At 65.9% G+C, this 25,211-nt stretch carries 23 protein-coding genes; 10 read left to right on the top strand and 13 right to left on the bottom strand.

Annotation, left to right across the window (positions count from 1 at the left end; translation table 11 throughout):
- Positions 1–3,212: vitamin B12-dependent ribonucleotide reductase (locus tag ACLP25_RS03185; RefSeq protein ID WP_442467785.1), on the bottom strand; the 3,212-nt coding region annotated here is incomplete at its 3' end.
- Between the two features lie 540 nt (positions 3,213–3,752).
- Here ACLP25_RS03185 and gmk point away from each other — a divergent pair.
- The gene (gmk, locus tag ACLP25_RS03180; RefSeq protein WP_442467784.1) at positions 3,753–4,385 is read left to right on the top strand and encodes a guanylate kinase; all 633 of its coding nucleotides are present in this window, start codon (positions 3,753–3,755) and stop codon (positions 4,383–4,385) included.
- A gap of 145 nt (positions 4,386–4,530) precedes the next feature.
- On the opposite strand, the gene ACLP25_RS03175 is transcribed toward gmk, so the two are convergent.
- Entirely contained in the window at positions 4,531–4,938 is a 408-nt protein-coding gene (locus ACLP25_RS03175; RefSeq protein WP_442467783.1) for a hypothetical protein, read from the bottom strand.
- Positions 4,939–5,085: 147 nt separating this feature from the next.
- Here ACLP25_RS03175 and ACLP25_RS03170 point away from each other — a divergent pair, with 147 nt between their 5' ends.
- Together ACLP25_RS03170 and ACLP25_RS03165 are read left to right on the top strand one after the other, a co-directional pair.
- Complete coding sequence (locus ACLP25_RS03170) at positions 5,086–5,484, top strand: VOC family protein (RefSeq protein ID WP_442467782.1); 399 nt, start codon at positions 5,086–5,088, stop codon at positions 5,482–5,484.
- A 67-nt stretch (positions 5,485–5,551) separates the two neighbouring features.
- The gene (locus tag ACLP25_RS03165; protein WP_442467781.1) at positions 5,552–6,538 is read left to right on the top strand and encodes an adenylate/guanylate cyclase domain-containing protein; all 987 of its coding nucleotides are present in this window, start codon (positions 5,552–5,554) and stop codon (positions 6,536–6,538) included.
- Here the strand turns inward: ACLP25_RS03165 and ACLP25_RS03160 are convergent.
- On the bottom strand, positions 6,535–7,770 hold the full coding sequence (locus ACLP25_RS03160; protein ID WP_442467780.1) for an aspartate kinase: 1,236 nt from the start codon (positions 7,768–7,770) through the stop codon (positions 6,535–6,537). The genes ACLP25_RS03165 and ACLP25_RS03160 overlap by 4 nt on opposite strands.
- 219 nt (positions 7,771–7,989) lie before the next feature.
- Between ACLP25_RS03160 and ubiG the strand changes: the two genes are divergently transcribed.
- Positions 7,990–8,739 carry a bifunctional 2-polyprenyl-6-hydroxyphenol methylase/3-demethylubiquinol 3-O-methyltransferase UbiG gene (gene ubiG, locus ACLP25_RS03155; protein ID WP_442467779.1) on the top strand — a complete coding sequence of 250 codons (750 nt, stop codon included), beginning with the start codon at positions 7,990–7,992 and terminating at the stop codon, positions 8,737–8,739.
- A gap of 156 nt (positions 8,740–8,895) precedes the next feature.
- Here the strand turns inward: ubiG and ACLP25_RS03150 are convergent, their stop codons facing one another.
- The gene (locus ACLP25_RS03150) at positions 8,896–9,588 is read right to left on the bottom strand and encodes a hypothetical protein (protein WP_442467777.1); all 693 of its coding nucleotides are present in this window, start codon (positions 9,586–9,588) and stop codon (positions 8,896–8,898) included.
- Positions 9,589–9,748: 160 nt separating this feature from the next.
- Between ACLP25_RS03150 and ACLP25_RS03145 the strand changes: the two genes are divergently transcribed.
- Complete coding sequence (locus ACLP25_RS03145; RefSeq protein WP_442467776.1) at positions 9,749–10,735, top strand: NADPH:quinone oxidoreductase family protein; 987 nt, start codon at positions 9,749–9,751, stop codon at positions 10,733–10,735.
- A 95-nt stretch (positions 10,736–10,830) separates the two neighbouring features.
- Complete coding sequence (locus ACLP25_RS03140) at positions 10,831–11,460, top strand: GNAT family N-acetyltransferase (RefSeq protein ID WP_442467775.1); 630 nt, start codon at positions 10,831–10,833, stop codon at positions 11,458–11,460.
- A gap of 516 nt (positions 11,461–11,976) precedes the next feature.
- Here ACLP25_RS03140 and ACLP25_RS03135 read toward each other — a convergent pair.
- The 6 genes from ACLP25_RS03135 to ACLP25_RS03110 all read right to left on the bottom strand — a co-directional run bounded on the left by ACLP25_RS03135 (position 11,977) and on the right by ACLP25_RS03110 (position 17,070).
- Positions 11,977–12,411, bottom strand: a complete 435-nt coding sequence (locus tag ACLP25_RS03135; protein ID WP_442467774.1) for a hypothetical protein — start codon at positions 12,409–12,411, stop codon at positions 11,977–11,979.
- Positions 12,412–12,547: 136 nt separating this feature from the next.
- Positions 12,548–13,330 carry a succinate dehydrogenase iron-sulfur subunit gene (locus tag ACLP25_RS03130; protein WP_442467773.1) on the bottom strand — a complete coding sequence of 261 codons (783 nt, stop codon included), beginning with the start codon at positions 13,328–13,330 and terminating at the stop codon, positions 12,548–12,550.
- Positions 13,331–13,362: 32 nt separating this feature from the next.
- Positions 13,363–15,198 carry a succinate dehydrogenase flavoprotein subunit gene (gene sdhA, locus ACLP25_RS03125; RefSeq protein WP_442467772.1) on the bottom strand — a complete coding sequence of 612 codons (1,836 nt, stop codon included), beginning with the start codon at positions 15,196–15,198 and terminating at the stop codon, positions 13,363–13,365.
- 29 nt (positions 15,199–15,227) lie between these two features.
- Positions 15,228–15,617: a succinate dehydrogenase, hydrophobic membrane anchor protein gene (gene sdhD, locus ACLP25_RS03120; protein WP_442467771.1), complete on the bottom strand. Its 390-nt coding sequence runs from the start codon at positions 15,615–15,617 to the stop codon at positions 15,228–15,230.
- A gap of 11 nt (positions 15,618–15,628) precedes the next feature.
- Positions 15,629–16,039 carry a succinate dehydrogenase, cytochrome b556 subunit gene (gene sdhC / locus ACLP25_RS03115; protein WP_442467770.1) on the bottom strand — a complete coding sequence of 137 codons (411 nt, stop codon included), beginning with the start codon at positions 16,037–16,039 and terminating at the stop codon, positions 15,629–15,631.
- A gap of 98 nt (positions 16,040–16,137) precedes the next feature.
- Positions 16,138–17,070 (bottom strand): carbohydrate kinase family protein, encoded by a 933-nt coding sequence (locus ACLP25_RS03110; RefSeq protein WP_442467769.1) that lies wholly within the window; start codon positions 17,068–17,070, stop codon positions 16,138–16,140.
- Between the two features lie 251 nt (positions 17,071–17,321).
- Here ACLP25_RS03110 and ACLP25_RS03105 point away from each other — a divergent pair, with 251 nt between their 5' ends.
- From ACLP25_RS03105 to ACLP25_RS03090, 4 genes are all read left to right on the top strand, one after another.
- Entirely contained in the window at positions 17,322–17,990 is a 669-nt protein-coding gene (locus ACLP25_RS03105) for a GntR family transcriptional regulator (RefSeq protein WP_442467768.1), read from the top strand.
- Between the two features lie 28 nt (positions 17,991–18,018).
- Positions 18,019–19,539 carry a UxaA family hydrolase gene (locus tag ACLP25_RS03100; RefSeq protein WP_442467767.1) on the top strand — a complete coding sequence of 507 codons (1,521 nt, stop codon included), beginning with the start codon at positions 18,019–18,021 and terminating at the stop codon, positions 19,537–19,539.
- A complete protein-coding gene (locus ACLP25_RS03095; protein WP_442467766.1) occupies positions 19,536–20,228 on the top strand; it encodes an HAD family hydrolase in 693 nt (230 codons plus the stop codon). The genes ACLP25_RS03100 and ACLP25_RS03095 overlap by 4 nt, the downstream gene beginning before the upstream one ends.
- Before the next feature lie 240 nt (positions 20,229–20,468).
- Positions 20,469–21,845 (top strand): ImpA family type VI secretion system protein, encoded by a 1,377-nt coding sequence (locus ACLP25_RS03090; RefSeq protein ID WP_442467765.1) that lies wholly within the window; start codon positions 20,469–20,471, stop codon positions 21,843–21,845.
- On the opposite strand, the gene ACLP25_RS03085 is transcribed toward ACLP25_RS03090, so the two are convergent.
- From ACLP25_RS03085 to tssH, 3 genes are all read right to left on the bottom strand, one after another.
- Entirely contained in the window at positions 21,846–22,235 is a 390-nt protein-coding gene (locus tag ACLP25_RS03085; protein WP_442467764.1) for a DUF1036 domain-containing protein, read from the bottom strand.
- A gap of 91 nt (positions 22,236–22,326) precedes the next feature.
- Positions 22,327–22,623 carry a hypothetical protein gene (locus ACLP25_RS03080; RefSeq protein ID WP_442467763.1) on the bottom strand — a complete coding sequence of 99 codons (297 nt, stop codon included), beginning with the start codon at positions 22,621–22,623 and terminating at the stop codon, positions 22,327–22,329.
- Between the two features lie 20 nt (positions 22,624–22,643).
- The coding region (gene tssH / locus ACLP25_RS03075) for a type VI secretion system ATPase TssH (RefSeq protein ID WP_442467762.1) at positions 22,644–25,211 on the bottom strand (2,568 nt) is incomplete at its 5' end.

Raw genomic sequence — 25,211 nt, 5'->3', positions numbered from 1 at the left:
GCGTTCTTGATCGCGTCGTTGCCCTGCACCAGCCCCGCCGGCTCGAAGCGGGTGAAGGTGAAGGCCTCGACATATTCCTCCAGCGGCACGCCGTACTGGAGGCCGAGCGAGATCGCGATGGCGAAATTGTTCATGAGAGACCGGAAGGCCGCGCCCTCCTTGTGCATGTCGATGAAGATTTCGCCGAGGCGGCCGTCCTGGTACTCGCCGGTGCGCAAATAGACCTTGTGGCCGCCGACCACCGCCTTCTGGGTGTAGCCCTTGCGCCGATCCGGCAGCTTCTCGCGTTCGCGGAAACGCTCGACCCGCTCGATCACCCGCTCGACAATCTTTTCCGCCACCTGCGCGGCGCGCGCCGGGGCGGTCGCGGCGATCAGGGTTTCGAGCGCCTCGTCCTCCTCGTCGTCGTTCTCGATCAGCTGGCTGTTCAGCGGCTGCGACAGTTTCGAGCCGTCGCGGTAGAGCGCGTTCGCCTTGAGGCCCAGCCGCCAGCTCAGCATGTAGGCGTCCTTGCAGTCCTCGACGGTGGCGTCGTTCGGCATGTTGATGGTTTTGGAGATCGCGCCCGAGATGAACGGCTGCGCCGCGGCCATCATGCGAATGTGGCTCTCGACCGAGAGGGTGCGTTTTCCCGTGCGGCCGCACGGATTGGCGCAGTCGAACACCGGATAATGTTCCAGTTTCAGATGAGGCGCGCCCTCCAAGGTCATGGCGCCGCAAGCGAAAACGTTCGCCGTCTCGATTTCGGCCCTGGAGAAGCCGAGCGCGGTCAGAAGGTCAAAGCCCGGCGCCTCATAGCGCTCGGCCGGGATTTTCAGGTCGCGGCTCAGCGTCTCGGCGCCCAGCGTCCACTTGTTGAACACGAAGCGGATGTCGAAGGCCCCTTTCAGCGCCCCCTCGACCTTGTCGATCGCCGCCTCGGGGACGCCCTTGGCGCGCAGCGCCGCGTGGTTGATCGCGGGGCTATGCGCGAGCGTCGCCCGGCCGACGGCGTAGGCGATCATGTCCTCGATTCTCCTCTCGTCGTAGCCGAGCGCCCTGAGCGCGTCGGGCACGGCGCGGTTGATGATCTTGAAATAGCCGCCGCCGGCGAGTTTCTTGAACTTCACCAGCGCGAAGTCGGGCTCGATGCCGGTCGTGTCGCAGTCCATCACCAGGCCAATCGTTCCGGTCGGGGCGACGACCGAGACCTGGGCGTTGCGGTAGCCGTGGGCCTGGCCGAGGCTCAACGCGGCGCTCCAGGCGGCGCGCGCCGCTTCGCCCAGGTGGTCGAGGGCGGGGCCGGCCTTGGCGAGCGAGGCGTGGTCGAGCGGGGTCGGGGCGACCGACAGGCTCTCGTAACCCGAGACTTCGCCGTCGGCGGCGCGCTTGTGGTTGCGAATGACCCGGAGCATCGCCTCGGCGTTCGGCCGGTAGCCGGGGAAGGCGCCGTTCTTGGCCGCGAGCTCGGCCGAGGTCGCGTAGGCGCGGCCGGTCAGCACGGCGCTGAGCGCGCCGCAGATCGCCCGGCCCTCGTCCGAGTCGTAGGGGATGCCGCAGGACATGAGCAGGCCGCCGATGTTGGCGTAGCCGAGGCCCAGCGTGCGGTATTCGTACGACAGCCGCGCGATCTCGCGCGAGGGGAACTGCGCCATCGCCACCGAGATCTCGAGCGTCAGCGTCCAGAGTTTGACCGCGTGCTCGTAGGCGACGATATCAAAGGCTTTGGTCTCCGGGTTGAGAAACTGCAACAGGTTCAGCGACGCCAGATTGCACGCCGTGTCGTCCAAAAACATGTATTCGGAGCACGGGTTCGAGGCGCGGATCGGCCCGGACGCCGGGCAGGTGTGCCAGTCGTTGATGGTGGTGTGGTACTGGATGCCCGGATCGGCCGAGGCCCAGGCGGCGTAGCCGATCTTCTCCCATAGATCGCGCGCCTTGACGGTCTTGGCGGTCTTGCCGTTCAGACGCCACGTCAGGTCCCAGTCGCCGTCGCTTTCGACCGCATGCAGAAAGGCGTCGGTGACGCGCACCGAATTGTTGGAGTTCTGGCCCGAGACGGTGAGATAGGCCTCGGACTCCCAGTCGGTGTCGTAGACGTCGAAGTCGAGGCTCGTATAGCCCTGGCGCGCGTACTGGATGACGCGCTTGACGATGCCGTCCGGCACATCGTTTTTGCGAGCGAGTTTTACTTCGCGCTTCAAGGCCGGGTTCTTCTCGACATTGAAGCAGTCGTCGCCCGAGCCCTGGCAATTGACGCAGGCTTTCAGGATCGCCTTCAAGTGGCGCTTGACGACCTTCGAGCCGGCGGCGAGCGAGGCGACCTTCTGCTCCTCTTTCACCTTCCAGTCGATGTAGGATTCGATGTCGGGGTGGTCGACGTCGACGACCACCATCTTGGCCGCGCGCCGGGTGGTGCCGCCCGACTTGATCGCGCCCGCCGCCCGATCGCCGATCTTGAGGAAGGACATCAGGCCCGAGGACCGGCCGCCGCCTGAGAGTTTTTCGTTCTCGCCGCGAAGGGCGGAAAAATTGGAGCCCGTGCCCGAGCCGTATTTGAACAGGCGCGCCTCGCGCACCCACAGGTCCATGATGCCGCCCTCGTTGACGAGGTCGTCGGCGACCGACTGGATGAAGCAGGCGTGCGGCTGCGGATGCTCATAGGCCGACTTCGACTTCGTCAGCTTGCCGGTCTCGAAATCGACGTAAAAGTGGCCCTGGCTCGGGCCGTCGACGCCATAGGCCCAGTGGAGGCCGGTATTGAACCATTGCGGCGAGTTGGGCGCGGCGATCTGGCGCGCCAGCATGAAGCGCATCTCGTCGTAGTAGGCGCGGGCGTCATCCTCGCCGTCGAACACGCCGGCCTTCCAGCCCCAATAGGCCCAGGCGCCGGCGAGCCGGTCAAACACCTGTTTCGCCGAGGTTTCTGAGCCCGCGCGCTCGGCCTTGGGCAGGGCCTCGAGCGCCTCCTCGTCGGGAACCGAGCGCCGCAGGAAGGACGGGACGTCGGGCTCATCGACCTTTTTCAGGCGCGCGGGCACGCCCGCCTTGCGGAAATACTTCTGGGCGAGCACGTCGGCCGCGACCTGGCTCCAGGCGGCCGGGACCTCGATATTGTCGAGCGCAAAGACGATCGAGCCATCCGGATTGCGGATCTCGCTTTTGGTGGTTGCGAAGGCGATCGTGTCGTAGGGCGAAGCGCCCGCTTCGGTGTAGTGCCGCTCGATTCTCATGGTTCTCGCCCTCTCGATCCTCCGGCGGACACCCCCGGCGCCCGCCCATGCCCTCAAGTCGAACGCGAAGCGTGGCGCCGCGTTCCAAGTCCCTTCGCGCGGGCACGCGGACGCACGTCCGCCGGCACCGCTCTGTCGCCCGTACCGTCTCTCGCTGTCACTGACGCGTCTGTCGGCGGCGCAAAGCGCCTCCGGCCGATGACCCAGGTCAAACCGCACTCTCTAGGCCGGCGCCTGCCGCGCCCGCCCGCATTCCCTGAACGACTCGAAATTACGACTCTGCCTTGAGAGCGTCAATCCCTTGTGACGCTTGCCATCACCTGACACAACATATTGTGGATAAGAATGTATAATTCAAGGTTAATAGCGCCGCTCCTTGACAGGATCGTCCGAGTCGCCGGGCCTCCGCAAGAGGGTTTCGCCGCTGGAGCGCGGCAGGCCCGAGCGGTTCGAAGACTTGAGCGAGGGGGCTTGAATTGCGGGCGCAAATCGAGCAATGCCGCGAGCAGGCGCAGCCAATCGAAAACGAGTCCCGGGACGATGACCCTCAGCCGGCGCGGCATGATCCTGATCCTGTCCTCGCCCTCGGGCGCGGGCAAGACGACGCTGACGCGCATGCTGACGCAGGACAAGGCGCTCGACCTCACGCTGTCGGTGTCCGTGACCACCCGCCCGCGCCGCTCGTCCGAGGTGGACGGCATCCACTACCGCTTCGTCGACCAGCGCGAGTTCGAGCATATGAAGGCCGAAGGCGATCTGCTCGAATGGGCCGAAGTGCACGGCAACGGCTACGGCACGCCGCTCGCGCCGGTCGAGAAAGTGCTTGCCGAAGGGCGCGACATGCTGTTCGACATCGACTGGCAGGGCGCGAGCCAAGTGCGCGAGCGCCTCGGCGACGACGTCGTGTCGATCTTCGTCCTGCCGCCGTCGATGCGCGAGCTTCGCTCGCGGCTGGAACGCCGGGCCGAGGATTCGGCGACCACGATCGAGAAGCGCCTCGAGGCGGCCCGGCACGAGATCGAGCGCTGGCGCAACTACCACTACGTGATCGTCAACGACGACCTGCAGCGCGCCTACCGGGACGTTCTGGCGATCATCGCCGCCGAGCGGCTCAAGGTCCGCCGGGTGCAGGCGAGCGTCGAGCCCTTCGTCGAGAGCCTCGTGCACGGGTGACTTCGGGGCGAGTTTTTACCGATTGCAGGGCGGGGTCGCCGACCCAGCCCGACCGGGGCTTGAACCTTTCTCCAAAGAGCCGCCGGAAGACCCGGCGGGCGTTGCGCGCCGCGCGAAAGACGAGCGGCGAATTGAGGCAGGCGAATCAACGAGGTCTGTAGCCGCCGCCGCCATGATAGTAACCGCCGCCGTGGTAATGGGGGCCGCCGTGGTAATAGCCGCCGCCATGATAGCCGTAGCCGCCATGGTAATAGGCGCCGCCGTGATAGCCGTAGCCGCCATGCCAGCCATTCCACCCGTAGCCTCCGCCCCAGCCCATGCCGACGCGGCCGGCGTAACCGCACCAATACCAGCCAGGCCCCCTCCAGCCGTTGCCATACCAGCAGTAGGGCTGGCCGCCGTAGACGAACTGCGCCTGGTCGATCGGCGCGAGCTGGCCCGACGGATTGGGCGAGGCGAGAATGCCGTCCATCATCGCCGCGTCGGCCGCGCTGGCGACCGGCAAGGCGAGCCCGGCGGCGAGCGCCAGGCCGAGAGCAAATTTTCGGAGCATTCGCGAAGGATCCTTTCGGTTTTGAGACGCCGCAACGCGTCTCATCGGCGATCAGACTGGCGCTGCCCTTGAACGGGTGGTGAACATAGGCGGCTCTCTTCAGTCGGTAACGGTTCTGTTACGCAGGTGGACATGGAGCAGGTGGACATGGATCTGCTGGTCAACGTTGACGTCCCGGATCTCGCGGAAGGCATCGCGTTCTATACGAGAGCCTTCGATCTGACCGTTACGCGCCGCCTCGGCGCCGAGGCCGCCGAGCTCGGCGGCCTGCCGGTCCATCTCTACCTTCTAGAAAAGCCGGCCGGTTCGATCGGCGCCGGCAAGGAGCCGCGCCGCTATGATCGCCATTGGACGCCGGTGCATATCGACGTCGTCGTCGATGACATCGAGGCGGCGTTTGATCGCGCGGTCGCCGCCGGCGCGCGGGCCGAGACGGACATCCGCGTGGGCGCCTGGGGCAAGATCGCCGGGCTGTCCGATCCGTTCGGCCACGGCTTCTGCCTGATCGAGTTTCTCGGCCGCGGCTACGACGAGATTGCCGTTTAGCGGGCGCAGCGTGCAGGGCGGCGAGGGTCAGAAGCGCGGGACCCCTTTAGGTCTATAGTCGCTGCCGATGCTGCATCCTTTCCCCCTTCGCCGCTTCATCTGGATCGTCTTTGTCGCCGCTCTGATCGGCGTGCTTTACGGCGATCTTCACCACGGGGCGCCTGTCGTCGGCGCGATCGTCGCAGGATCGCTTGGCGCCGCCCTGTTCTCGCTCGATCGGTTCGTACTGCGGCGGAACGCCGGCTGGCTGTTTCCCCGCTTGCCGTTTCTGCCCTATCTCACCCTGCGCACGTGTCTTTATACCGCCGTCATCCTCATCATCAACGCCATTGCGGACCTCGTCGTGTCGGGTCATTTCATGGTGGTCGGCAGCGTCGACTTCCTGTTTTCCCTGGTGCTGATCGTCGGCGCCAACTTGCTCTTCAGCGTCAACGAGCTCTTGGGTCCCGGCACGCTCTTCGCCTTTGCCGCAGGACGCTACTACCACCCGCGCATCGAAGAGCGGGCGCTGCTGTTCATCGACATGCGCGGCTCGACCGCGATCGCCGAGCGCGTCGGCGAGTTGCGCATTCTGGATCTGCTCAACCGTTTCGTCCTCGACGTGTCGCTCGGCGTCGCCGAAGCCGGCGGCGAGATCCACAAATATGTCGGCGACGAAGTGATCGCGACTTGGCGGCTCGCTCCAGGCGCGAACGAGGCCGGCTGCGTGCGGGCCTGCTTCGGCGCATTCGACCGGATCGCCGCTGAACGGTCCGCTTATGAGCGCGGCTTCGGCCTCGTCCCCGACTTCCGCGCTGGCCTTCATTGCGGCCCGGTCGCCGTCGGCGAACTCGGCTATCTGAAAAAGGAGATCGCGCTGATCGGCGATACGATGAACGCCGCCGCGCGCATTGTGGAGGCGTGCCGCGAAACCGACAATCGCGTCCTCGCCTCGGCCGCCCTCATCGACCGCCTCGCCGCGCTGCCGCCCGGCGTGATGCGGCTGAGGCTCGGCGAACTCCCGATGCGCGGCAAGGAGCGCCCCTTGGAGCTCTACGTGCTGGAGAAGGGTTAGCGCGCGTCGAGCCCGTAGAGCGAGTGCAGCGTGCGCACCGCAAGCTCGGTGTAGGGCTCGTCGATCAGCATCGAGAACTTGATCTCGGAGGTTGTGATCGCGCGGATGTTGATGCCCTTGGCGGCGAGCGCCTGGAAGGCGCGGGCGGCGACGCCAGAGTGGGAGCGCATGCCGACGCCGATCGCGGAAATCTTCACCACGTCCTCAGTCCCGTTCATCCGCGCGTAGTTGATCGCCTCGCGCCGCGCCTCGATGATTTTCTTGGCGCGCTCGAAGTCCGCGCCGGACACGGTGAAGGTGATGTCCGTCGTCGCGGCGTCCTCGGACACGACCTGGATGATCATGTCGACGTTGATGTTGGCCTCCGCCAGCGGCCCGAAGATCGCCGCCGCGACGCCGGGCTTGTCGGCCACTTCGCGCAAGGTGATCTGCGCCTCGTCGCGCGAGAAGGCGATGCCAGTGACGACCTGCTGCTCCACGATATCCTCCTCGTCGCAAATGAGCGTGCAAAGCTTCGGGTCGGCCGGATCGTCGTAGGACGAGCGCACGAAGAGCTTGACCTTATGCACCATAGCCACCTCGACCGAGCGCACCTGCAGAACTTTGGCGCCGAGCGACGCCATTTCGAGCATTTCCTCGAACGAAATCTTGTCGAGCCGGCGGGCCCTGTGCACGATGCGCGGGTCGGTCGTATAGACGCCGTCGACGTCGGTGTAGATGTCGCAGCGGTCGGCGTGGATCGCCGCGGCCAGCGCCACCGCCGACGTGTCGGAGCCGCCGCGCCCGAGCGTCGTGACCCGGTTCGAGGGCGCGTGCAGGCCCTGGAAGCCCGCCACGATCGCGATCTCGCCGCCGTTGAAGCCGTCGACCAGCGCCGACCCGTCGATCTTGGCGATCCGCGCCGCGCCATGCGCACTGTCCGTGAGGATCGGGATCTGCCAGCCCTGCCAGGAGCGGGATTTGAGACCGATGTCCTTGAGCACGAGCGCGAGCAGGCCCGCCGTGACGAGCTCGCCGGAGGCGACGATCGCGTCGTATTCGGCGTTGTCGAAGTGCGAGCCCGCCTCCTTGCACCAGGCGACGAGTTCGTTGGTCTTGCCGGCCATGGCGGAAACGACGACCGCGACCTCATGGCCCGCGTCCACCTCGCGCTTGACGTGGGCCGCCACGTTCCGGATGCGCTCGACGTTGGCGACCGACGTGCCGCCGAATTTCATCACCAGACGCGACAACACAAACCTCGGAGTTGTGAGGGAAGGCGCCCCCGCTCGCGTAAGGGGCCGCGGCGGCGTATAAATGCGGGGCTCTGGCGGGTCAACGCCGGATGCGAGAGCGATCTTTTGGTATCGGGCCGCCGTGCGCGAACGCGCTCCCGCCCAGGGAGGGAACACGAATCGGCCTCCGAAGTCGGCGGTCGCCAAGCCGATCTGTTTTGGTGGTGCGAGGTCTAAATGAACGCCCAATCTGCCCCGAGCGTGATCGCCGAGGAAGTGCAGCGCTTCGACGCGCTCGGCGATTCCTGGTGGGACGAACATGGGCCGATGGCGCCGCTGCACCGGCTGACCCCGGTCCGCGCGGCCTGGGCCCGCGACGTCGCCGCCCGTCATTTCGGCCGCGAGAGCGAGGCCCGCCCGCCGCTCGCGGGTTTGAAAATCCTCGACATCGGCTGCGGCGCGGGCCTCTTCGCCGAACCGCTGGCAAGGCTCGGCGGCGACGTTTTGGGGATCGATCCTGCGCCGGCCTCGATCGGCGTCGCGCGCCGCCACGCCGAGGAAACGGGGGCGAAGCTCGCCTACCGGGTCGCCACCGCCGAGGAGCTTGCCGCCGAGGCGGCGCGGTTCGACATCGTGACCGCGATGGAGGTCGTCGAGCATGTCGCCGACCCGGCGCGCTTCGTCGCGGCGGCCGCCTCGCTCCTGAAACCCGGTGGGCTCTTCCTCGCCTCGACCCTCAACCGGACGCTAAAAAGTTTCGCCTTAGCCATTGTCGGAGCTGAATATCTTCTGCGTTGGCTCGAGCCGGGGACCCACCGCTGGGAGCAGTTCGTCACACCGGAGGAGCTTGCGCTCGCGGTCCGCCAGGCGGGGCTCAAGGTGGTGGAGCGGAAGGGCGTCGCCTACGACCCGCTGCGGCGGACGTGGCGACTGTCGAGCGACCTTAGCGTGAACTACCAGTTGGCGGCGAAGAAGCCGCGCGGGTGACTTCGGGCGTCTCCCCTACCACCGCGCCATCGCGCGGTCCCGCTCCCCCGCGATGCGGGGGAGGAAATGCGCAAAGCCTCTCCTCCCCCGTGTAGCGCGAGCGAAACGGGGGAGGGGGACCGTCCGAAGGACGGTGGTGGGGGCGCTCGCAGGCCTTTACCCCTTCCCAGGGCATTCCTTCGCCAGCCGGTCCATCGCCTGGGAGAATCCGGTCAGCGAATAACTGTCGGTCGTCTCGCTGCCCTTGGTCGAGGCGGCCTTCACTTCGAGCGAGACGCCCTTCTTCATTTCGGCGATGAGGGCGCTTTCGCGCGCGGCGTTCTTCACCCAGAGGTTCGCGCCCTTAGGCAGGAGGTCGAAACTTTCCTCGCCGACGGTGGCGATGGGCGCCGGCGCCGACTTGCCCTTGGCGTCGGTTTTCGCCTCGGCCTTCGGCTTCGTCTTGCTGGGCTTCGAATCGGCCTTTTCGACCCTGGCGTCGGTCTTGTCGGCTTTGGCCGTGGCCGCCGCGCCCCCCGCGACCTCGAAGCCCATGATGAACGACACTTCGTTGCGCACGCCTTCGGCCGGACGGTCGGAGATGAAGGCGTAGCCCGCGTCACGCTTGACGCCATCGGGCTCCCGCGTCTTCGGCTGGGCCAGCACGTAGCAGATCTTGCCCTTGCCGGCCTGGCCGACGAACACGTTCCAGTCGCCGAAGGTCGCCACCAGATTAGGTTTCGCCGCCTCTTTTTTTTCGATTGTCTTGGCGCCGGTGTCCGCCGGGGCGAGGGCCGACACCAGGGCGACGATGGCCGCGGCGGATGCGGCGTAGGCGCGCCAACGAGATGAAACGCTGCGAGATGTCATGAGCCTCAACCCTTTGAACCTTTTTCGCCGTCCGCGCCGGCGTTTCGCTCCCCTTGACGTCGGATCGGGGCGAAATTCCGGCCCCGCGCTTTGCGCGGGCGGCCGGGCCTTGTAAACCTGCCTGTGGTTAATGAAAAATGAGTAAAACGAGGAGCTGACGATGAAAGCCCTGATCTGTCCGTCGCTTGGTCCCGCAGAGACGCTGAAGGTCATGGACGTCGAGAAGCCCTCGGCGAAAGAGGGCGAGGTCGTCGTCGACGTCGTCTATGCGGCGCTGAACTTCTTCGACACTCTGATCATCGAGGGCAAGTACCAGCTCAAGCCCGAGCCTCCGTTCTCGCCGGCCGGCGAGTTCGCCGGCCGCGTGGCCGCGATCGGGCCGGGCGTCACCGGTTTTGCGATTGGCGACCGGGTGATGGGTTCGACCGGCTTCGGCGCGGCGCGGGAAGAGATCGCCATCGCCGCGAATCGTCTCGCTCATGTCCCGGCCGGTCTCCCGCTCGACAGGGCGGCCGGCCTCGCGATTGCGTACGGAACCTCGCTTCATGCGCTGAAGCAGCGCGCCGAGATGAAGCCGGGGGAGACATTGGTCGTCCTCGGCGCGTCGGGAGGGGTCGGGCTCGCGGCGGTCGAGATCGGCAAGGCGATGGGCGCCCGGGTGATCGCCTGCGCCTCGTCCGACGACAAGCTCGATTTCGCCCGCCGATATGGCGCGTCCGAGACGATCAACTACGCGACCGAGGATTTTCGCGCCCGCCTCAAGGCGCTGACCGCAGGCCGAGGCGTGGACGTCGTCTACGATCCGGTTGGGGGCCCGCTGACCGAGCAGGCGCTGCGATCGCTCGCCTGGAAGGGCAGGCTCTTGGTGATCGGCTTTGCTTCCGGCGACATTCCCAAGCCGCCGCTCAATCTCACACTGCTCAAGGGCTGCGACATCCGCGGCGTCTATTGGGGCGAATTCGTCAATCGCGAGCCGGAGGCGCATCGCGACAACATGTCTCAGTTGCTTTCGTGGGCCGAATCCGGCGCATTGAGCGTGCATGTTCACGCGAAATTTCCGCTTGAGGAGTACTGGAAGGCGTTCGAGGCGATCTCGAGTCGTCAAGCCTTGGGCAAGGTCCTTCTGCAACTCGGGACCGACACGTGAAAAAAATAATTCAGGCCACTTGATATTTATTGTGCACTGCACAATAATGGGTGTTGCGGGGAATGAAACGCCGAGGCGAATCGGCGAGGGACGTCATGAGCGACATCAAGTCATCAAACGTAGAGGTCCGGCGGCTCTGGCCATCGGATATGGAAGCCTACCGCGACCACCTGTTGCGCCTTGACCCGCGCAGCCGCCACGAGCGGTTCGGCGGGGGGATGTCGGACGACTTCCTGGTTCACTATGCCGAATCGTGTTTCGGGCAGGGCGACCTGTTGTACGGGGCTTTTATCGACGGGGAACTCGTTGGCGCGGCCGAATTGCGGTCGAACACGGCGATCTGGAGCGAGCAGGCCCCGTTCGGCCGGCACATCCACGGCGAGGCGGCCTTCTCGGTCGAAGAGGGCTTTCGCCGCCGCGGGATCGGCGAGAAGCTTTTCCGGCGCATTCAGCGCGCGGCCTCGAACCACGGGGTCGAGACGATCGAGATCATCTGCCTGCCCGATAATATCGGGATGCGGTCGCTCGCGCAGAAGTTCAAGACGCACTTCACCTTCGAGGAGTGCAATCTGACCGGCCGCCTGCGCGCCCGCCGTCCGACGCCGTTCTCGCTGATGCGCGAGGCTGCGGGCGATGCGGTCGATTTCGGCGTCTCCCTGTTCGACGCTCAATGGCGCGCCGTGACCGCGGGGCATGCCCACGCGCACGGCCAGGACGCCGCCTGACGGGGGACGGACAATCGGGCCGGGCTGTCGCCCGGTCCTGTCCCAGCGCGCCTTGTTGGTAGGGGTCGGGCGTCGGCAACGCTGTCGTTGACCGCGTTGTCGCGGTCGGGCCCACCGCGGCTATTATTGGCTTGCATCCTGTAGACGCGGTCGTTGACCGCGTCACTGCGCTGCGCCAGGCCCGCTCAGACGTTCATGAGAGCCCAGGCGGCGTCGCGCAGCGTGGCCGGGCGGAGGTTTCTGAAACGGAAGTAAGAGCGGCGGTCTCGCGGGGAGCATCGGGCCCGACAGGCAGACGCGGCTCCTGCCGCACGACGGCTTCGACGCTTCGGGCCGGGCCGGATTCGTCTTCGGAGTCGTTTCGCGACCGCTCGCTCACTTTCCCGTTTTCCCTGCAACTGTCGCCATGCGGTGCGTCATCGTGGTCTCACATAGATAATAAAGAATTAAAGCCAGTGTCGCCGCCAACATTCGTCCGCTCCTGGTCGCCCACCGCCAGCCCTCATTATTTCGTCTTTACGTAAAGGTGATGCGCGGTCGGATGGAGAACAATCCGACATATTGACGCAGCGTGTATTGACCGGAAATTCCTGTGGCGCCGGTGGAAAACAACTTGGTGAAGGACAAGCCATCATCGAAAACGCGATCCATGGCCGAAGCGCATCGCGGTCTCTCCCGCCCATCTGACGCCCGCTGCCATCCGGCGGCGTTTTTCAAACGCTTTTTGCTTCCAAGACTGGCGCCGGAATTTTTTTGCCTTCCGAATCGGGAGCGCCCCGATATTCCCTTCTTCAATTCAGAAATCGGGTCTATAATTCGGATTATCGGAATTCGCCCGGCCCCTACCGCGCCGCGCCTCAAGCTCGGCGGCTTGGCCGTTACGATTTTTTTGCGCAAGCTGCGGACCAAACCGTTGAAAATGTTCAAAACACGGGTGGATAAGGCCGGCAATCCCGGTGCCGAACGCGTCCCGAACGCGTGTCGAATGCATGGCGAACGCCGCTCGGACGCCGTCGAGAGGAGGATCGACGCGCCCCTGGCGTTCCCCTCTAGTCCTGATGACGGCAGGGACTCGTCCGGCCGCCGCTCACCCAAGCCGCCGGTCGACCATCATGGCCTTGATATGCGAGATCGCCTTGGCCGGGTTGAGGTCCTTCGGGCAGGTCTTGGCGCAGTTCATGATCGTGTGGCAGCGGTAGAGCCGGAACGGGTCTTCGAGGTTGTCGAGCCGTTCGCCCTTCGCCTCGTCGCGCGAATCGATCAGCCAGCGGTAGGCCTGCAAGAGGATCGCGGGCCCGAGATAGCGGTCTCCGTTCCACCAGTAGCTCGGGCAGGAGGTCGAGCACGAGGCGCACAAAATGCACTCGTAGAGCCCGTCCAGCTTGGCGCGGTCCTCCGGCGACTGCAGCCATTCCTTCTCGGGCGCCGGCGTCGTCGTCTTGAGCCATGGCTCGATCGAGGCGTGCTGGGCGTAAAAGAGAGTGAGGTCGGGAACGAGGTCCTTGACCACCTCCTCGTGGGGCAGGGGGTAGATCACCACCGGCGCTTTGACATCGTCGATGCCCTTGGTGCAGGCGAGCGTATTGAGCCCGTCGATGTTCATCGCGCACGAGCCGCACACGCCCTCGCGGCAGGAGCGCCGGAAAGTCAGGGTCGAGTCGATCTTGGACTTGATCCAGATCAGCGCGTCCAGAATCATCGGCCCGCAGTCGTCGCGGTCGACGAAATAGGTATCGATGCGCGGATTCGCGTCGTCGTCCGGATTGTAGCGGTAGATGCGGAACTCCGTCACCCGCTTGGCGGTGGAGGGCCGCGGCCACATCTTACCCTTGGTCGGGCGGGAGTTCTTGGGCAGGAAGAATTGGACCATCAGCGTCTATCCATGTCGCGGGCGCGCAAGCTTTAGTACACGCGCGCCTTCGGCTCGATGTAGGAAACGTCGTTGCTCATCGTGTAGGTGTGGACCGGGCGGTAGTCGATCTTGACCGTCTGCCTGTCCGAGTCGACCCAGGCGAGCGTGTGCTTCATCCAGTTGACGTCGTCGCGATTCGGGTAGTCCTCGCGCGCGTGCGCGCCGCGACTCTCGAGCCGGTTCAGCGCCCCCTCCATCGTCACCACGGCCTGGACGATCAGGTTGTCGTATTCGAGCGTCTCGACGAGGTCCGAGTTCCAGATCAGCGAGCGGTCGCTGATGCGGACGTCGGCGCCGGATCGCCACGCTTCGTGGATCTTCTGCTTGCCTTCCTCGAGCGTCTTGGCGGTGCGGAAGACCGCGCAGTGGGCCTGCATGACCTTTTGCATGGCCAGGCGCAGATCGGAGGTCGGCGTCCTGCCTTTGGCGTTGCGGAACTTGTCGAGGCGGGAGAGCGCGTACTCCGCGCTGTCCCTGGGCATCTCGGGTTGCCGGTCGCCGACGTGCAGCTTCTCCGCGGCGCGCAGGCCCGCGGCGCGGCCAAACACCACGAGGTCGATCAGCGAGTTGGAGCCGAGGCGATTGGCGCCATGGACCGAGACACAAGCCGCCTCCCCGAGCGCCATCAGGCCGGGGACGATCGCGTCCGGGTCGCCGCCGACCTTCGTCAGCACCTCGCCGTGGTAGTTCGTCGGGATGCCTCCCATGTTGTAGTGCACGGTCGGCAGGACAGGGATCGGCTCCTTGGTCACGTCGACGCCGGCGAAGATGCGCGCGCTGTCGGAGATGCCGGGCAGGCGCTCGTGCAGCACCTTCGGATCGAGGTGATCGAGGTGCAGGTAGATGTGGTCCTTGTTCTTGCCGACGCCGCGGCCCTCGCGGATCTCGAGGGTCATCGAGCGGCTGACGACGTCGCGCGAGGCGAGGTCCTTGGCGGAGGGCGCGTAGCGCTCCATGAACCGCTCGCCTTCGGAGTTGACGAGATAGCCGCCCTCGCCGCGCGAGCCTTCGGTGATGAGGCAGCCCGCGCCGTAGATGCCGGTCGGGTGGAACTGCACGAACTCCATGTCCTGCAGCGCCAGGCCGGCGCGCAGCGCCATGGCGTTGCCGTCGCCGGTGCAGGTATGGGCGGACGTCGCCGAGAAATAGGCGCGCCCGTAGCCGCCGGTCGCCAGTACCGTCGTCTGGGCGCGGAAGCGGTGAATCGTGCCGTCGTCGAGCTTGAGGGCGACGAGCCCGCGCACCGCGCCTTCGGAGTCGCGAATCAGGTCGATGGCGAAATATTCGATGAAGAAGTCGCAGCGCGCCTTCAGCGCCTGGCCATAAAGCGTGTGCAGGATCGCGTGGCCGGTGCGGTCGGCCGCGGCGCAGGTGCGCTGGGCGATGCCCTTGCCGAACTCGGTCGTCATGCCGCCGAACGGACGCTGGTAGATCTTGCCGACCTCGGTGCGCGAGAACGGCACGCCCCAGTGGTCGAGCTCGTAGACCGCAGCCGGAGCGTTGCGGCAGAGGTATTCGATGGCGTCCTGGTCGCCGAGCCAGTCGGATCCCTTGACGGTGTCGTACATGTGCCAGCGCCAGTCGTCCGGGCCCATGTTGCCGAGCGAGGCCGAGATGCCGCCCTGCGCCGCAACCGTGTGCGATCGCGTCGGAAAGACCTTGGAGATGCAGGCGGTCTTCAAGCCCGCCTGCGCGCAGCCGACGCTGGCGCGGAGGCCCGCGCCGCCCGCCCCGACGACGACGACGTCGAAGGTGTGGTCCGTGATCGGGTAGGCCTTGCCGCCGAGCGCCGGGGCGCTCTCAGCCGGGGAGCCGTTCGTCGCCATTGCGATGGTCCGTTCTCAAAAGATCGTGGTCAGGTGAAGCTGATGCGCAGCGTCGCGTAGACGCAGGCAAGCGCGAGAATTGCGGCGAAGCATGTGTTCGCGATGAGCGCCCAGGCGCGGGGATGTCCGTCGACATAGTCCACGATGATCGAGCGCATGCCGATCTCCATGTGCACGATTCCCGACAGGATGAAGGCGAGAAGAAGGATGGCCGGAATCGGACGGCCGAGCGTGGCGCGCACGCCGTTGTAGTCCATGTGCAGGAGATCGAGAATGAGCCAGACGAAATAGAGGCCGAGCACGACATTCGCGAGCCCGGTCACGTGGATCGTCCAGGCCTCGCTGGTTCCTTTGAGCGACGACCCGAGGAAACGAACGCGCGTGAGGGGGGTGCGCAGCCCACCGGCTTTACCAGACATCGGAAGCTCCCTTACCGGACGGCGTAGCCGATCGCCCAGGTGACGACGGTCAGCACGAGGGCGGCGATCGTCGTCGCCCATGTCAGTTGTTCGCGCGCCGGCGCATCCAGGGCGTAACCGGCGTCCCAGAGGAAATGCCGGATTCCGCCGAGCATGTGATTGAACAAAGCCCAGGTGAAGCCAAACAGCACAAGCCTGCCGATGATCGAATCGATGAAGGCCGTGAACCAGCTGAAGGCCGCTGCGTCCGTCGAGGCGGCGATGAGGAACCAGGCCAGCAGCAGGACGCCGACATAAAGCCCGAATCCGGTGATCCGGTGCATGATCGACATCACCATCGTGATGGTGAATTTGTAGATGAGGAGGTGCGGCGACAACGGGCGCGGTCGCGGCCTGCCCCGCGCAAGTTCAGTCGATGCCATGCGATCCGTCCCGTTTGAGTTCGGGCGCAGTCTTAGACCGGTCGTCCGGCCCCCGCAATGCTTCACTATGTCGCCGAAAGTTCAATGGGGCGCCCCAGTCAGCGATGGAGCGCCGCCTCGACTTCGGCGCGCGTCGGCGGGTTCGACCCCTTGCGGGTGCAGGTGATCGCGGAAGCGCAGGCGGCGAAGCGCAGCCACTTCTCGATCGCGGCGCGGTCGGGCGCGGCCGAGCCGTCGCCGAGCGCGGAATCGCGATCCATGGCCGAAAGCAGCGCGGACATGAAGCTGTCGCCGGCGCCCACGGTGTCGATGACCTCGACGCGCCGCGCGGGGATCGCGATTCGCTCGCCGCCGAGTATAGCCAATGCGCCGCGCTCGCCGAGCGTCGCGACGCAGAAGCGCGGTCCGATCTTCGCCCAGGCGGCGAGGCTGTCCTCGACCGCCCGGCCGGGATAGAGCCACAGAAGGTCCTCCTCGCTCGCCTTGACGATGTGGGCGAGCGACGCCTGCCGCTCGACCAGCGCAGCGACGGACTCGCGGTTCGGCGTGACGAGCGGTCGTATGTTCGGATCGTAGCTGACGGTCGCATGCGAACGCGCCGACGCGAGCGCCTCGACGACGCGTTCGCCATGCCGCGAATCGACGGCGGAAATCGAGCCGACATGCAGGTGGCGGCCGGCCGGCGGCCAGACCGCGGGAAACGGCCATGGGCCGTCGAACGAGGTCGCATCGAGGTAGAACGAATAGCGCGATCCGGTCTTGGCGGTGCCGCGCATGACGAAGGCGAGCGTCGAGGGCCGCTGGTCGCGCAGGACGAACCTAAGGTCGACGCCGTTCTCCGCCAGGCCGGCGGCCAGCGCCTCTCCGTTTCCGTCCTCTGAAATACGAGAGACGAACGCAGTCTGCGAGCCGAGCCGTGCGAGCCCGATCGCGACGTTGTAGGGCGATCCGCCGAGAACGGCGTCGTAGCCGCTCGCCTTCTCCGGATCGGGAATGAGGTCGATCAGCGCTTCGCCGGAAATGAGTATCATAAGACCCTTCGACTCCTCAGATGGCGTTTCAGGCCAGCGTATAGGTCGTCTTCACCGTTGTATAGAATTCGGCCGCAGAGCGGCCCTCTTCGTGCGGGCCGAGGCTCGAGCACGGTGGGGCCGAACGCAACGCTCGGCCGACAGTTACCGTGACGTCGTGACATTGACGCGGCCGCGCCGGCTGTCTAGCCTCTAGCATGCTAGCTGGAAATGGACGGTAGGGCCAGTTCCGGCGATTTGCAGGCAAGACATTGGCCAAAGGCGCTCACTCGAAAGCCGACGCCGTTTATGGCGAGCTGAAAAAGGCAATCCTGACGGGGGCGCTCGAGCCTGGCAGCCTGATCGAGAAGGCGGAGCTGTGCGAGAAATTCGGAGTGTCGCGTTATCCGGTGTCCGCCGCGGTCAGCCGGCTTGCCTACGACCAGCTCGTCGTCGTCGCCCCGCAGCACGGCTCTTTCGTCTCGCGAATCTCTCTTCATGACGTGCGCGAGCGGCTGTTCATTCGCAGCGCTCTCGAAGGCGAGATCGCGGCCGAGGCCGCCCGCCGTATGACTCGCGCCGATAAGGATGCGCTCGGGGCGAACCTGAAAGAAGCGAAGGCCGCAGTCGCGGCGAACGATCGCGCGTCCTTTTATGCCACGGACGTCGCTTTTCATCAGATTCTGACGTCCCGGCTGACCATGGCTCGCGCGGGCGAAGTGCTGGACGGTCTTCGCGTTCACCTTGAGCGCGTCCGGAGGATACTCATGTCTCCGCCCGGCCGGATTCGCGAAGTGCTGGCCGAGCATCACGCCGTTGTCGCGGCGATCGAAGCCGGCGACGCCCACGCTGCTCGCGATGCGATGAAGAGGCACCTCAATGTCACGGGCGACCTGCTCGAGACGGTCGCTCGTCAGCGGCCAGGATTGTTCGCCGCCTAAACGAAGACATACAACAGGGAAGCATGCCATGGCGCCGCCACGCTCGTTGTGTCTGAACGCGTCGGACAACGTTATTATCGCGGTCGATGAGATCCCTGCCGGGGTGGCGCCGGAGGGCGCCGCGACGGCGCGCGAACGAATTCCGAAAGGACACAAGATGGCGGTCGCAGCCGTCAAGTTCGACGAGCCGATCCGAAAATTCGGGCAGATCATCGGTTTCGCGACGCGGGACATCGCGGTCGGCGAGTGGGTGCACGAGCACAATTGCGCGATGAAGGACTTCGCCCGCGAGCCTCACATCGGCGAAGGCGCTTACGAGGAGGTCGTCGTCGCGGTCGAGGACCAGCCCACCTTCCAGGGGTATCGCAGGACGAATGGCAAAATCGGAACGCGAAACTATCTGGCCGTGCTCACCTCGGTGAACTGTTCGGCGACGACCGCGCGGCTCATCGCGCGAGAGGTCGAGCGGTCGGGCCTCCTCGCCGACTATCCGAACGTCGACGGGGTCATTGCGCTCGTCCACGGCACCGGTTGCGGCATGGCGTCGAAGGGCGAAGGGTTCGAGGCGTTGATGAGGACGGAGTGGGGCTACGCCGCCAATCCGAACGTCGGCGCGACGCTGATGGTCGGCCTGGGCTGTGAAGTTTTTCAGATCAGCCGGATGAAGGAGGAATACGGCCTTGTCGAAGGCGACGCCTTTCAGAGCCTGACCATCCAGGCGACAGGCGGCACGCGCAGGACTGTCGAGGCCGGCCTCGAGCGCGTCCGGTCGATGTTGCCCTTAGTCGATCGCACGCGCCGTGAGCCGGCGCCGGCGAGCGCGCTCACGCTAGCGCTGCAATGCGGCGGCTCGGACGGCTATTCCGGCATCACCGCGAATCCGGCGCTCGGCGCAGCGGCCGACATTCTGGTGCGCAACGGCGGAACGGCGATCTTGTCGGAGACGCCGGAGATCTACGGCGCAGAGCATTTGCTGACCCGCCGCGCCGCGACCCCGGAAGTCGGGAGGAAGCTTCTCGATCGCATCCGTTGGTGGGAGGATTACTGCGCCCGCAACGGCGGCGAAATGAACAACAATCCCTCGCCCGGCAACAAGGCAGGCGGCCTGACGACCATCTTGGAGAAGTCGCTCGGCGCCGCGGCGAAGGGCGGCACGACGCCGCTCAAAGCGGTGTACAAGTACGCCGAGCCGATCACGGCCAAGGGATTTGTCTTCATGGACACGCCCGGCTATGATCCGGTTTCAGCGACCGGGCAGGTCGCGGGCGGCGCCAACGTTCTCGCATTCACGACCGGGCGCGGCTCCGCTTTCGGCTGCAAGCCGACGCCTTCGATCAAGCTCGCGACCAACAGCGACATCTTCCGAAGGATGATCGACGACATGGACATCAACTGCGGCGATGTGCTGGACGGCGTGTCGATCGCCGACAAGGGCCGCGAGATCTTCGAGAAGATCCTGGCGGTCGCGTCGGGCGAGCGGACGAAGTCGGAGGCGCTCGGCTACGGCGAAGCCGAGTTCACGCCGTGGCAGATCGGAGCCACGATGTGACTGGCGGCGGAGCGGCGCTGCTCTTCGACCTCGACGGAACGCTTGTCGACAGCGACGCGAAGCACCTTGCCGCGTTCCAGCAGACCTTCGCTCCCTTCGGCATCGCCGTCGATCAGGAGACGTACAACGCCAGGATTCACGGCGCGTCCAACGAGCTGATCGGGAAGGCGTTTCTCTCGCATCTCTCGCCGGAACGCCGACGCGCGACGCTCGAGAAAAAAGAAGAGGCTTACCGCGCCGACCTTGGCGATATCGAGCCGACCCCGGGGGCGGTTGAGCTTCTCGATTTCGCCGACCGGCTCGGATTGCAGCGTGCGGTCGTGACGAACGGACCGCGCGCCAACGCCGATGCCGCGCTCACGGCCCTGGGGCTCGCCGATCGACTTTCGATCGTCATCGTCGGCGGGGAGTTGGAGCGCGCGAAGCCCGATCCGCTGCCCTATCTGTGCGGCCTCGAACTCACGGGCGCGGCGGCATGCCGGTCAGTCGCCTTCGAAGACTCGCCGACGGGCGTTCGGTCGGCGGTAGCGGCCGGCCTCGCGGTCGTCGGTCTGACGACGTCGCTCGACGAGGCGTCTCTGATCAAGGCTGGCGCAACGTTCGCCGCCGCCGATTTCACCGATCCGCGCATTCGCGCCCTGATCGAGGCGCGCCTCGAGGTGAACGATTGCGCTGCGCTGCGGGCGTAGACCTCTTTAGGCGGCCGGCGAGGCCGCTGCTTTATAAGCGAAAGCTCGCACTGCGACGCTCGTGAGGACGACGGTTAAGCGGCGCCGTATCCGACCGATTGACCGGTCGTCTCGCGGGACTCTACTATCCACGCGCCGAACGCCTGCAATTGTCCGGGCGAACGGCCGAGGGGCCTTCACGCGCGACGCGGCTGTGCTGGGGGATAACCGTCTCGATCCATTGTCAGTCGCGGAGCTTCGATGAGCGACGTTTCTAACGCCGAGGCCGAGCCTCCCGAAGTTGGCGCGCCGCCCAGTCCGTTCGCGCTCCCTCCGATCTCGGCCGACGATCCCTGCGGGCCGGACCTCGATCTGGAGGGCGACCCGGACTACCTCAATTTCTTCGCGGCGACCGAAGGCCTTCTGCCGACCAATTACTATTCATTCAGCCGCGAGACGATCGAGTTTCCAGCCGCTTTCAAGACGATCGAGGGCCTGCTGGAACGCACCCTCGACGTTCGCTTGCTGATCCTCGGCGCCAAGCTCTCGATTCTCAATCGCGACCTGGAAGGTTTTGCGTCCCGCGTCGGCTCGGTCGCGTGGCTGCTGGAGACCTACTGGGACGAGGCCCATCCTCGTGCTGAAGGGAGCGACTTCGGCCTGCGCGTCGGCCAGCTCGAAACGCTCGAGGACGGCGCCGTGGTCCTTCTGCCACTGCAATATGCGCCGCTCATGGAGGCGACCCGCCAGGGCTCTCTCTCCTATCGCGACCATCTCGTCGCCACTGGCGCCGCGCAGCCGCGCGTGGTGACGCGCCTCAATCTTCAGGGTCAGGAGGAGATCAGCGCCGATGAGAAGTTCATGGCGCCCAACGTCATCGACCGGGTCCTGCGCGATGTCGAGATCGAGAAGTTGGTCAAGGCGTATGAGACCGCGCGAGGCCTCGCCGCCTCGGTGGAGGTGGTCCGCACGACGACCAAGGCGCGCGGCGCGGGCAAGGCGACGGTCAAGCTGGAGAAGCTCGACGAGATCGCCAAGGGGATGGCCGAGTTCTTGCGCGCGGCGGTGGTGGCTCGTGACCCGTCGCTCGCCCCCGGCGCCGAGAGCGGCGAAGCGCAAACAGCTGAAGGCGGAGCGCAGGATGCGGAAGGCGCGGCGGCCGCTCCAGCCGTTCCGAGCGCTTTTGCGACGCTCGCGGACGTCGATTCAGCGCTGTCGTCCGCCCTCGGCTACTTTTTGCGCGCCGAGCCCACAAGCCCGGCCGTGCTTCTGATCCGCCAGGCTCGCCAGACGCTGGGCAAGAACCTTTACGAAGTGATGCAATTGCTCGCGCCTGAGGCGGCGGACGAGGCCCGTGTGTTCGTAGGCCCGGACGGAGCTTTTCCAGTGCCGGTGCGCAATCTCTCCGACGCGCCGACAGAGGGAGGCGAGCCGGTTGAGACGGAGCCGGCCGCAAGCCGTCATGCCGCGATCGCGACGATAGATCAGGTCGTCCAACACATGCAGAAGACCCAGCCGTCGAGTCCGATCCCCTATCTGCTCGAACGCGCAAAGGCGCTGGCGACGCGCGACTTCGTCAGCCTGCTCAACGACATTCTGTCCGAGGATTCGGTCGCCAAGCTCAAACGGCGCGACTGATCATTTGCCTGGTTCAGTCAGGAACGTCGTCCAGTCGGGGGACTCGAGCGTGTCGATTTCGGCGAAAGTGACGGCCTGGAGACCGCGACGCCAGCAGTTGTCGATGCCGAAGGCCTTGAACTTGCCCCGGTCGACGCACATCGACACCGTTCCCTTGAGCAGATCCACGCCGTCGATTCCGGTCGCGTAGAGATAGAGGTAGCGGCCGCTGAGTGGCCCGTGGATTGGGGTCGCGCACGAGCCGGGCGTCACCGTCCACCAGCCCTCAGTCGCGTAGTCGGCGCCCGCGAGCGAGCCTACCGCCAGGTTGATCAGCGAGCGGGTATTGTTGCAGACCCGGAACTCAGCGTGGGCGGCGGCGGTCGAGACGACGAGCGCAATTGCCGACACCGCCCGCGCAATCCAACGCGAGCCGCTTCGCCCAGCGCTCCCCACGCTTATGTCCGCGACCTCGTGAAGCTCTACGCTCGAGTCTCCGCAGTCATTCGCCTTCGCCGGCGTCGTCATCTTCAACGCGGTAAAGCTCGCCCCATTCCTTCTTCCATATGCCGTTGGGGTCGAGGACGACGATGGCGAGGTTCAGGTCGTTGGCGAGCTTGACGGCGCCCGACAGCGCATCCTTCGGCGGCATTGGCTCCGTCACCCGGTCTGCGGCGAAGGACTCATGCGCGCTCTTGGGGCAAACGACCTTCGCCCACTGTCCGTCGATACGCTGCTCCAGGGCGACGGTGATCGCGTCGCCGACGATCTCGTCGACCTGCTCGAATCGGTTGGCCATGACTTGATACTCCGCGTAGGTCAGTTCACTTCATAGACGAAAGCGCCGTCCGTCGCAGATACCTTCGCCTCGTGGATCTCCTCACGCGCCAACGAGCGCTTCAGAATCTCGCGCGACAGCGCGGGCAGGATCGTGTTGGTGAAGATGTTGTCGATCACGCGGCCGCCGGCGTCCGGATCGTTGCACATCGAGACGATATGGTCGATCGCGCTCTGGTCGGCGACGAACTTCGCGCGATGGTTCTCCTCGATCCGTTTGCTGATCCGGCCGAGCTGCAGGCGCACGATGCCCGCCAACATCTCGCCCGAGAGGGGGAAGTAGGGGATGGTGACGATGCGCCCGAGCAGGGCAGGGGGAAACACCTCGAGCAGCGCGGGCTTCAGCTGTTGCGCTAGCGCTTCGGGGTCGGGCTTCGCGCCGCCGGCGGCCGCTTTCATGATGACCTCGGTGCCGACGTTGGTGGTCAGCAGGATCAGCGTGTTCTTGAAATCGATGCGGCGTCCCGAACCGTCCTCCATCACGCCCTTGTCGAACACCTGGAAGAAGATCTCGTGCACGTCTGGGTGCGCCTTCTCGATCTCGTCGAGCAGGACGACGCTGTACGGCCTCCGGCGCACCGCCTCGGTCAGCCGTCCGCCCTCGCCGTAGCCAACATAGCCAGGAGGCGCGCCCTTGAGCGTCGAGACGGTGTGCGCCTCCTGGAACTCCGACATGTTGATCGTGATGATGTTCTGCTCGCCGCCGTAAAGCGCTTCGGCGAGCGCGAGCGCGGTCTCGGTCTTGCCGACGCCCGAAGGCCCGCTCAGCATGAAGACGCCGATCGGCTTGTTCGGATTGTCGAGGCGGGCGCGGTTCGTCTCGATGCGCTTGGCGATCATCTGCAGGCCGTGGCTCTGGCCGACGATGCGCCGGTTGAGGATGTCGGCGAGATGCAGGACCGTCTCGATTTCGTCGGCGACCATCTTGCCGACCGGAATGCCGGTCCAGTCGGACACGACGGCGGCGATCGCCTGCTCGTCGACGTGGGCGTAGATCATCCGCTTCTCGGGATCGATCTTGCCGAGCTCGCCGACCTTGGTGTGCAACGTCTCGCCGTCGGCGAGAGGGTCGCCCGCCAGCGCAGCAGGCTCGGCCGCCGGCGCCGCGGGTGCGGCCGAGACCGGTTCGGCGGCCTTCGGCGCCGACGCCTTGGAGATTTTCTCGCGCAAGGCTAGGATCTCTTCGACGAGCTTGCGCTCGTTGTCCCAGTCGCCTTTGAGCGCCTCGAGCTTCTCGCGCTTCTCGGCGATCTGGCCGTCGATCTCCAAGATGCGCTCCTCGTTCGCCGCGCCGAGATCGCGCTCGCGCGCGATGGACGCCTTCTCGCTTTCGAGGTTTGCGATCGCGACCTCCGCGTCCTCGATTGAGGCGGGCTTGGCGTTCTGGCTGATGGCGACGCGCGCGCAGGCCGTGTCGAGAAGGCTCACCGCCTTGTCGGGCAGTTGCCGGGCCGGGATGTAGCGGTTGGAGAAATTGACCGCCGCGACGATCGCCTCGTCTGTGACGCGCACCTTGTGGTGCTTCTCCATCGGCGCCACGAGGCCGCGCAGCATCACCGCGGCGGTCGCGACGTTGGGCTCGCCGATGTGGATCGGCTGGAACCGCCGGGTGAGAGCCGGGTCCTTCTCGAAATACTGCCGGTACTCGGACCAGGTCGTCGCTGCGACGGTGCGCAGGGTGCCCCGCGCCAGGGCGGGCTTGAGCAGGTTTGCGGCGTCGCCCGTTCCGGCCGCGCCGCCCGCGCCAATCAGCGTGTGCGCCTCGTCGATGAACAGGATGATCGGCGTCGGCGACGATTGCACCTCGTCGATCACCGAGCGCAGGCGCTGCTCGAACTCGCCCTTCATCGACGCCCCGGCCTGCATCAGGCCAACGTCGAGAACATGGAGCTTGACCCCGCGCAGCGGCGGCGGCACGTCGCCCGCGGCGATGCGCTGGGCGAAGCCTTCGACGACCGCGGTCTTGCCGACGCCCGCCTCACCGGTGAGAATCGGGTTGTTCTGCCGGCGGCGCATCAGGACATCGATGATCTGGCGGATTTCCTCGTCGCGGCCGAGGATCGGATCCATCGTGCCGGACTTCGCCTTGGCGGTGAGGTCCTGGCTGAAGCGGTCGAGCGCGGTCGTACCTTTCGCGCCGGCCGCGGCCGTCGTTCCTTCGGAGCTTGCCGCCGCGATGCCCGACCCGTCCATCGGGCGAAGGTTGCCCTCGTCCGAGCCCTCCCAGATCGAGCGATGGCTGACCGCAACGTCGTCCACCGGGATCTTGGCGAACTCCTGCGATATGCCGACGAGGGCGCGCCTGAGCTCCACAGACTTGAGCAGCGCCACCAGCAGGTGGCCGGTGCGGATCTGGGTTTCGCCAAACAGTAGGGTGGCGTAATGCCAGCCTCGGTCCAATGCGTCGGCGACCTGGTTGGAGATGCCTGGCATCTCCGTTTCGTTCTTGCGGAAGCCGTTGACGACGATGGTCGCGTCGGAGAGCAGCTTGGCGCGGCTAAGCTTGTAGTGATCCGCCGTGAGCGCGATGTCGGTCTTGTCCTTCTGCAG

It is taken from the genome of Roseiarcus sp., from assembly GCF_052145395.1.
GTDB lineage: Bacteria > Pseudomonadota > Alphaproteobacteria > Rhizobiales > Beijerinckiaceae > Roseiarcus.
This window is presented reverse-complemented; position numbering and strand designations above follow the sequence as displayed.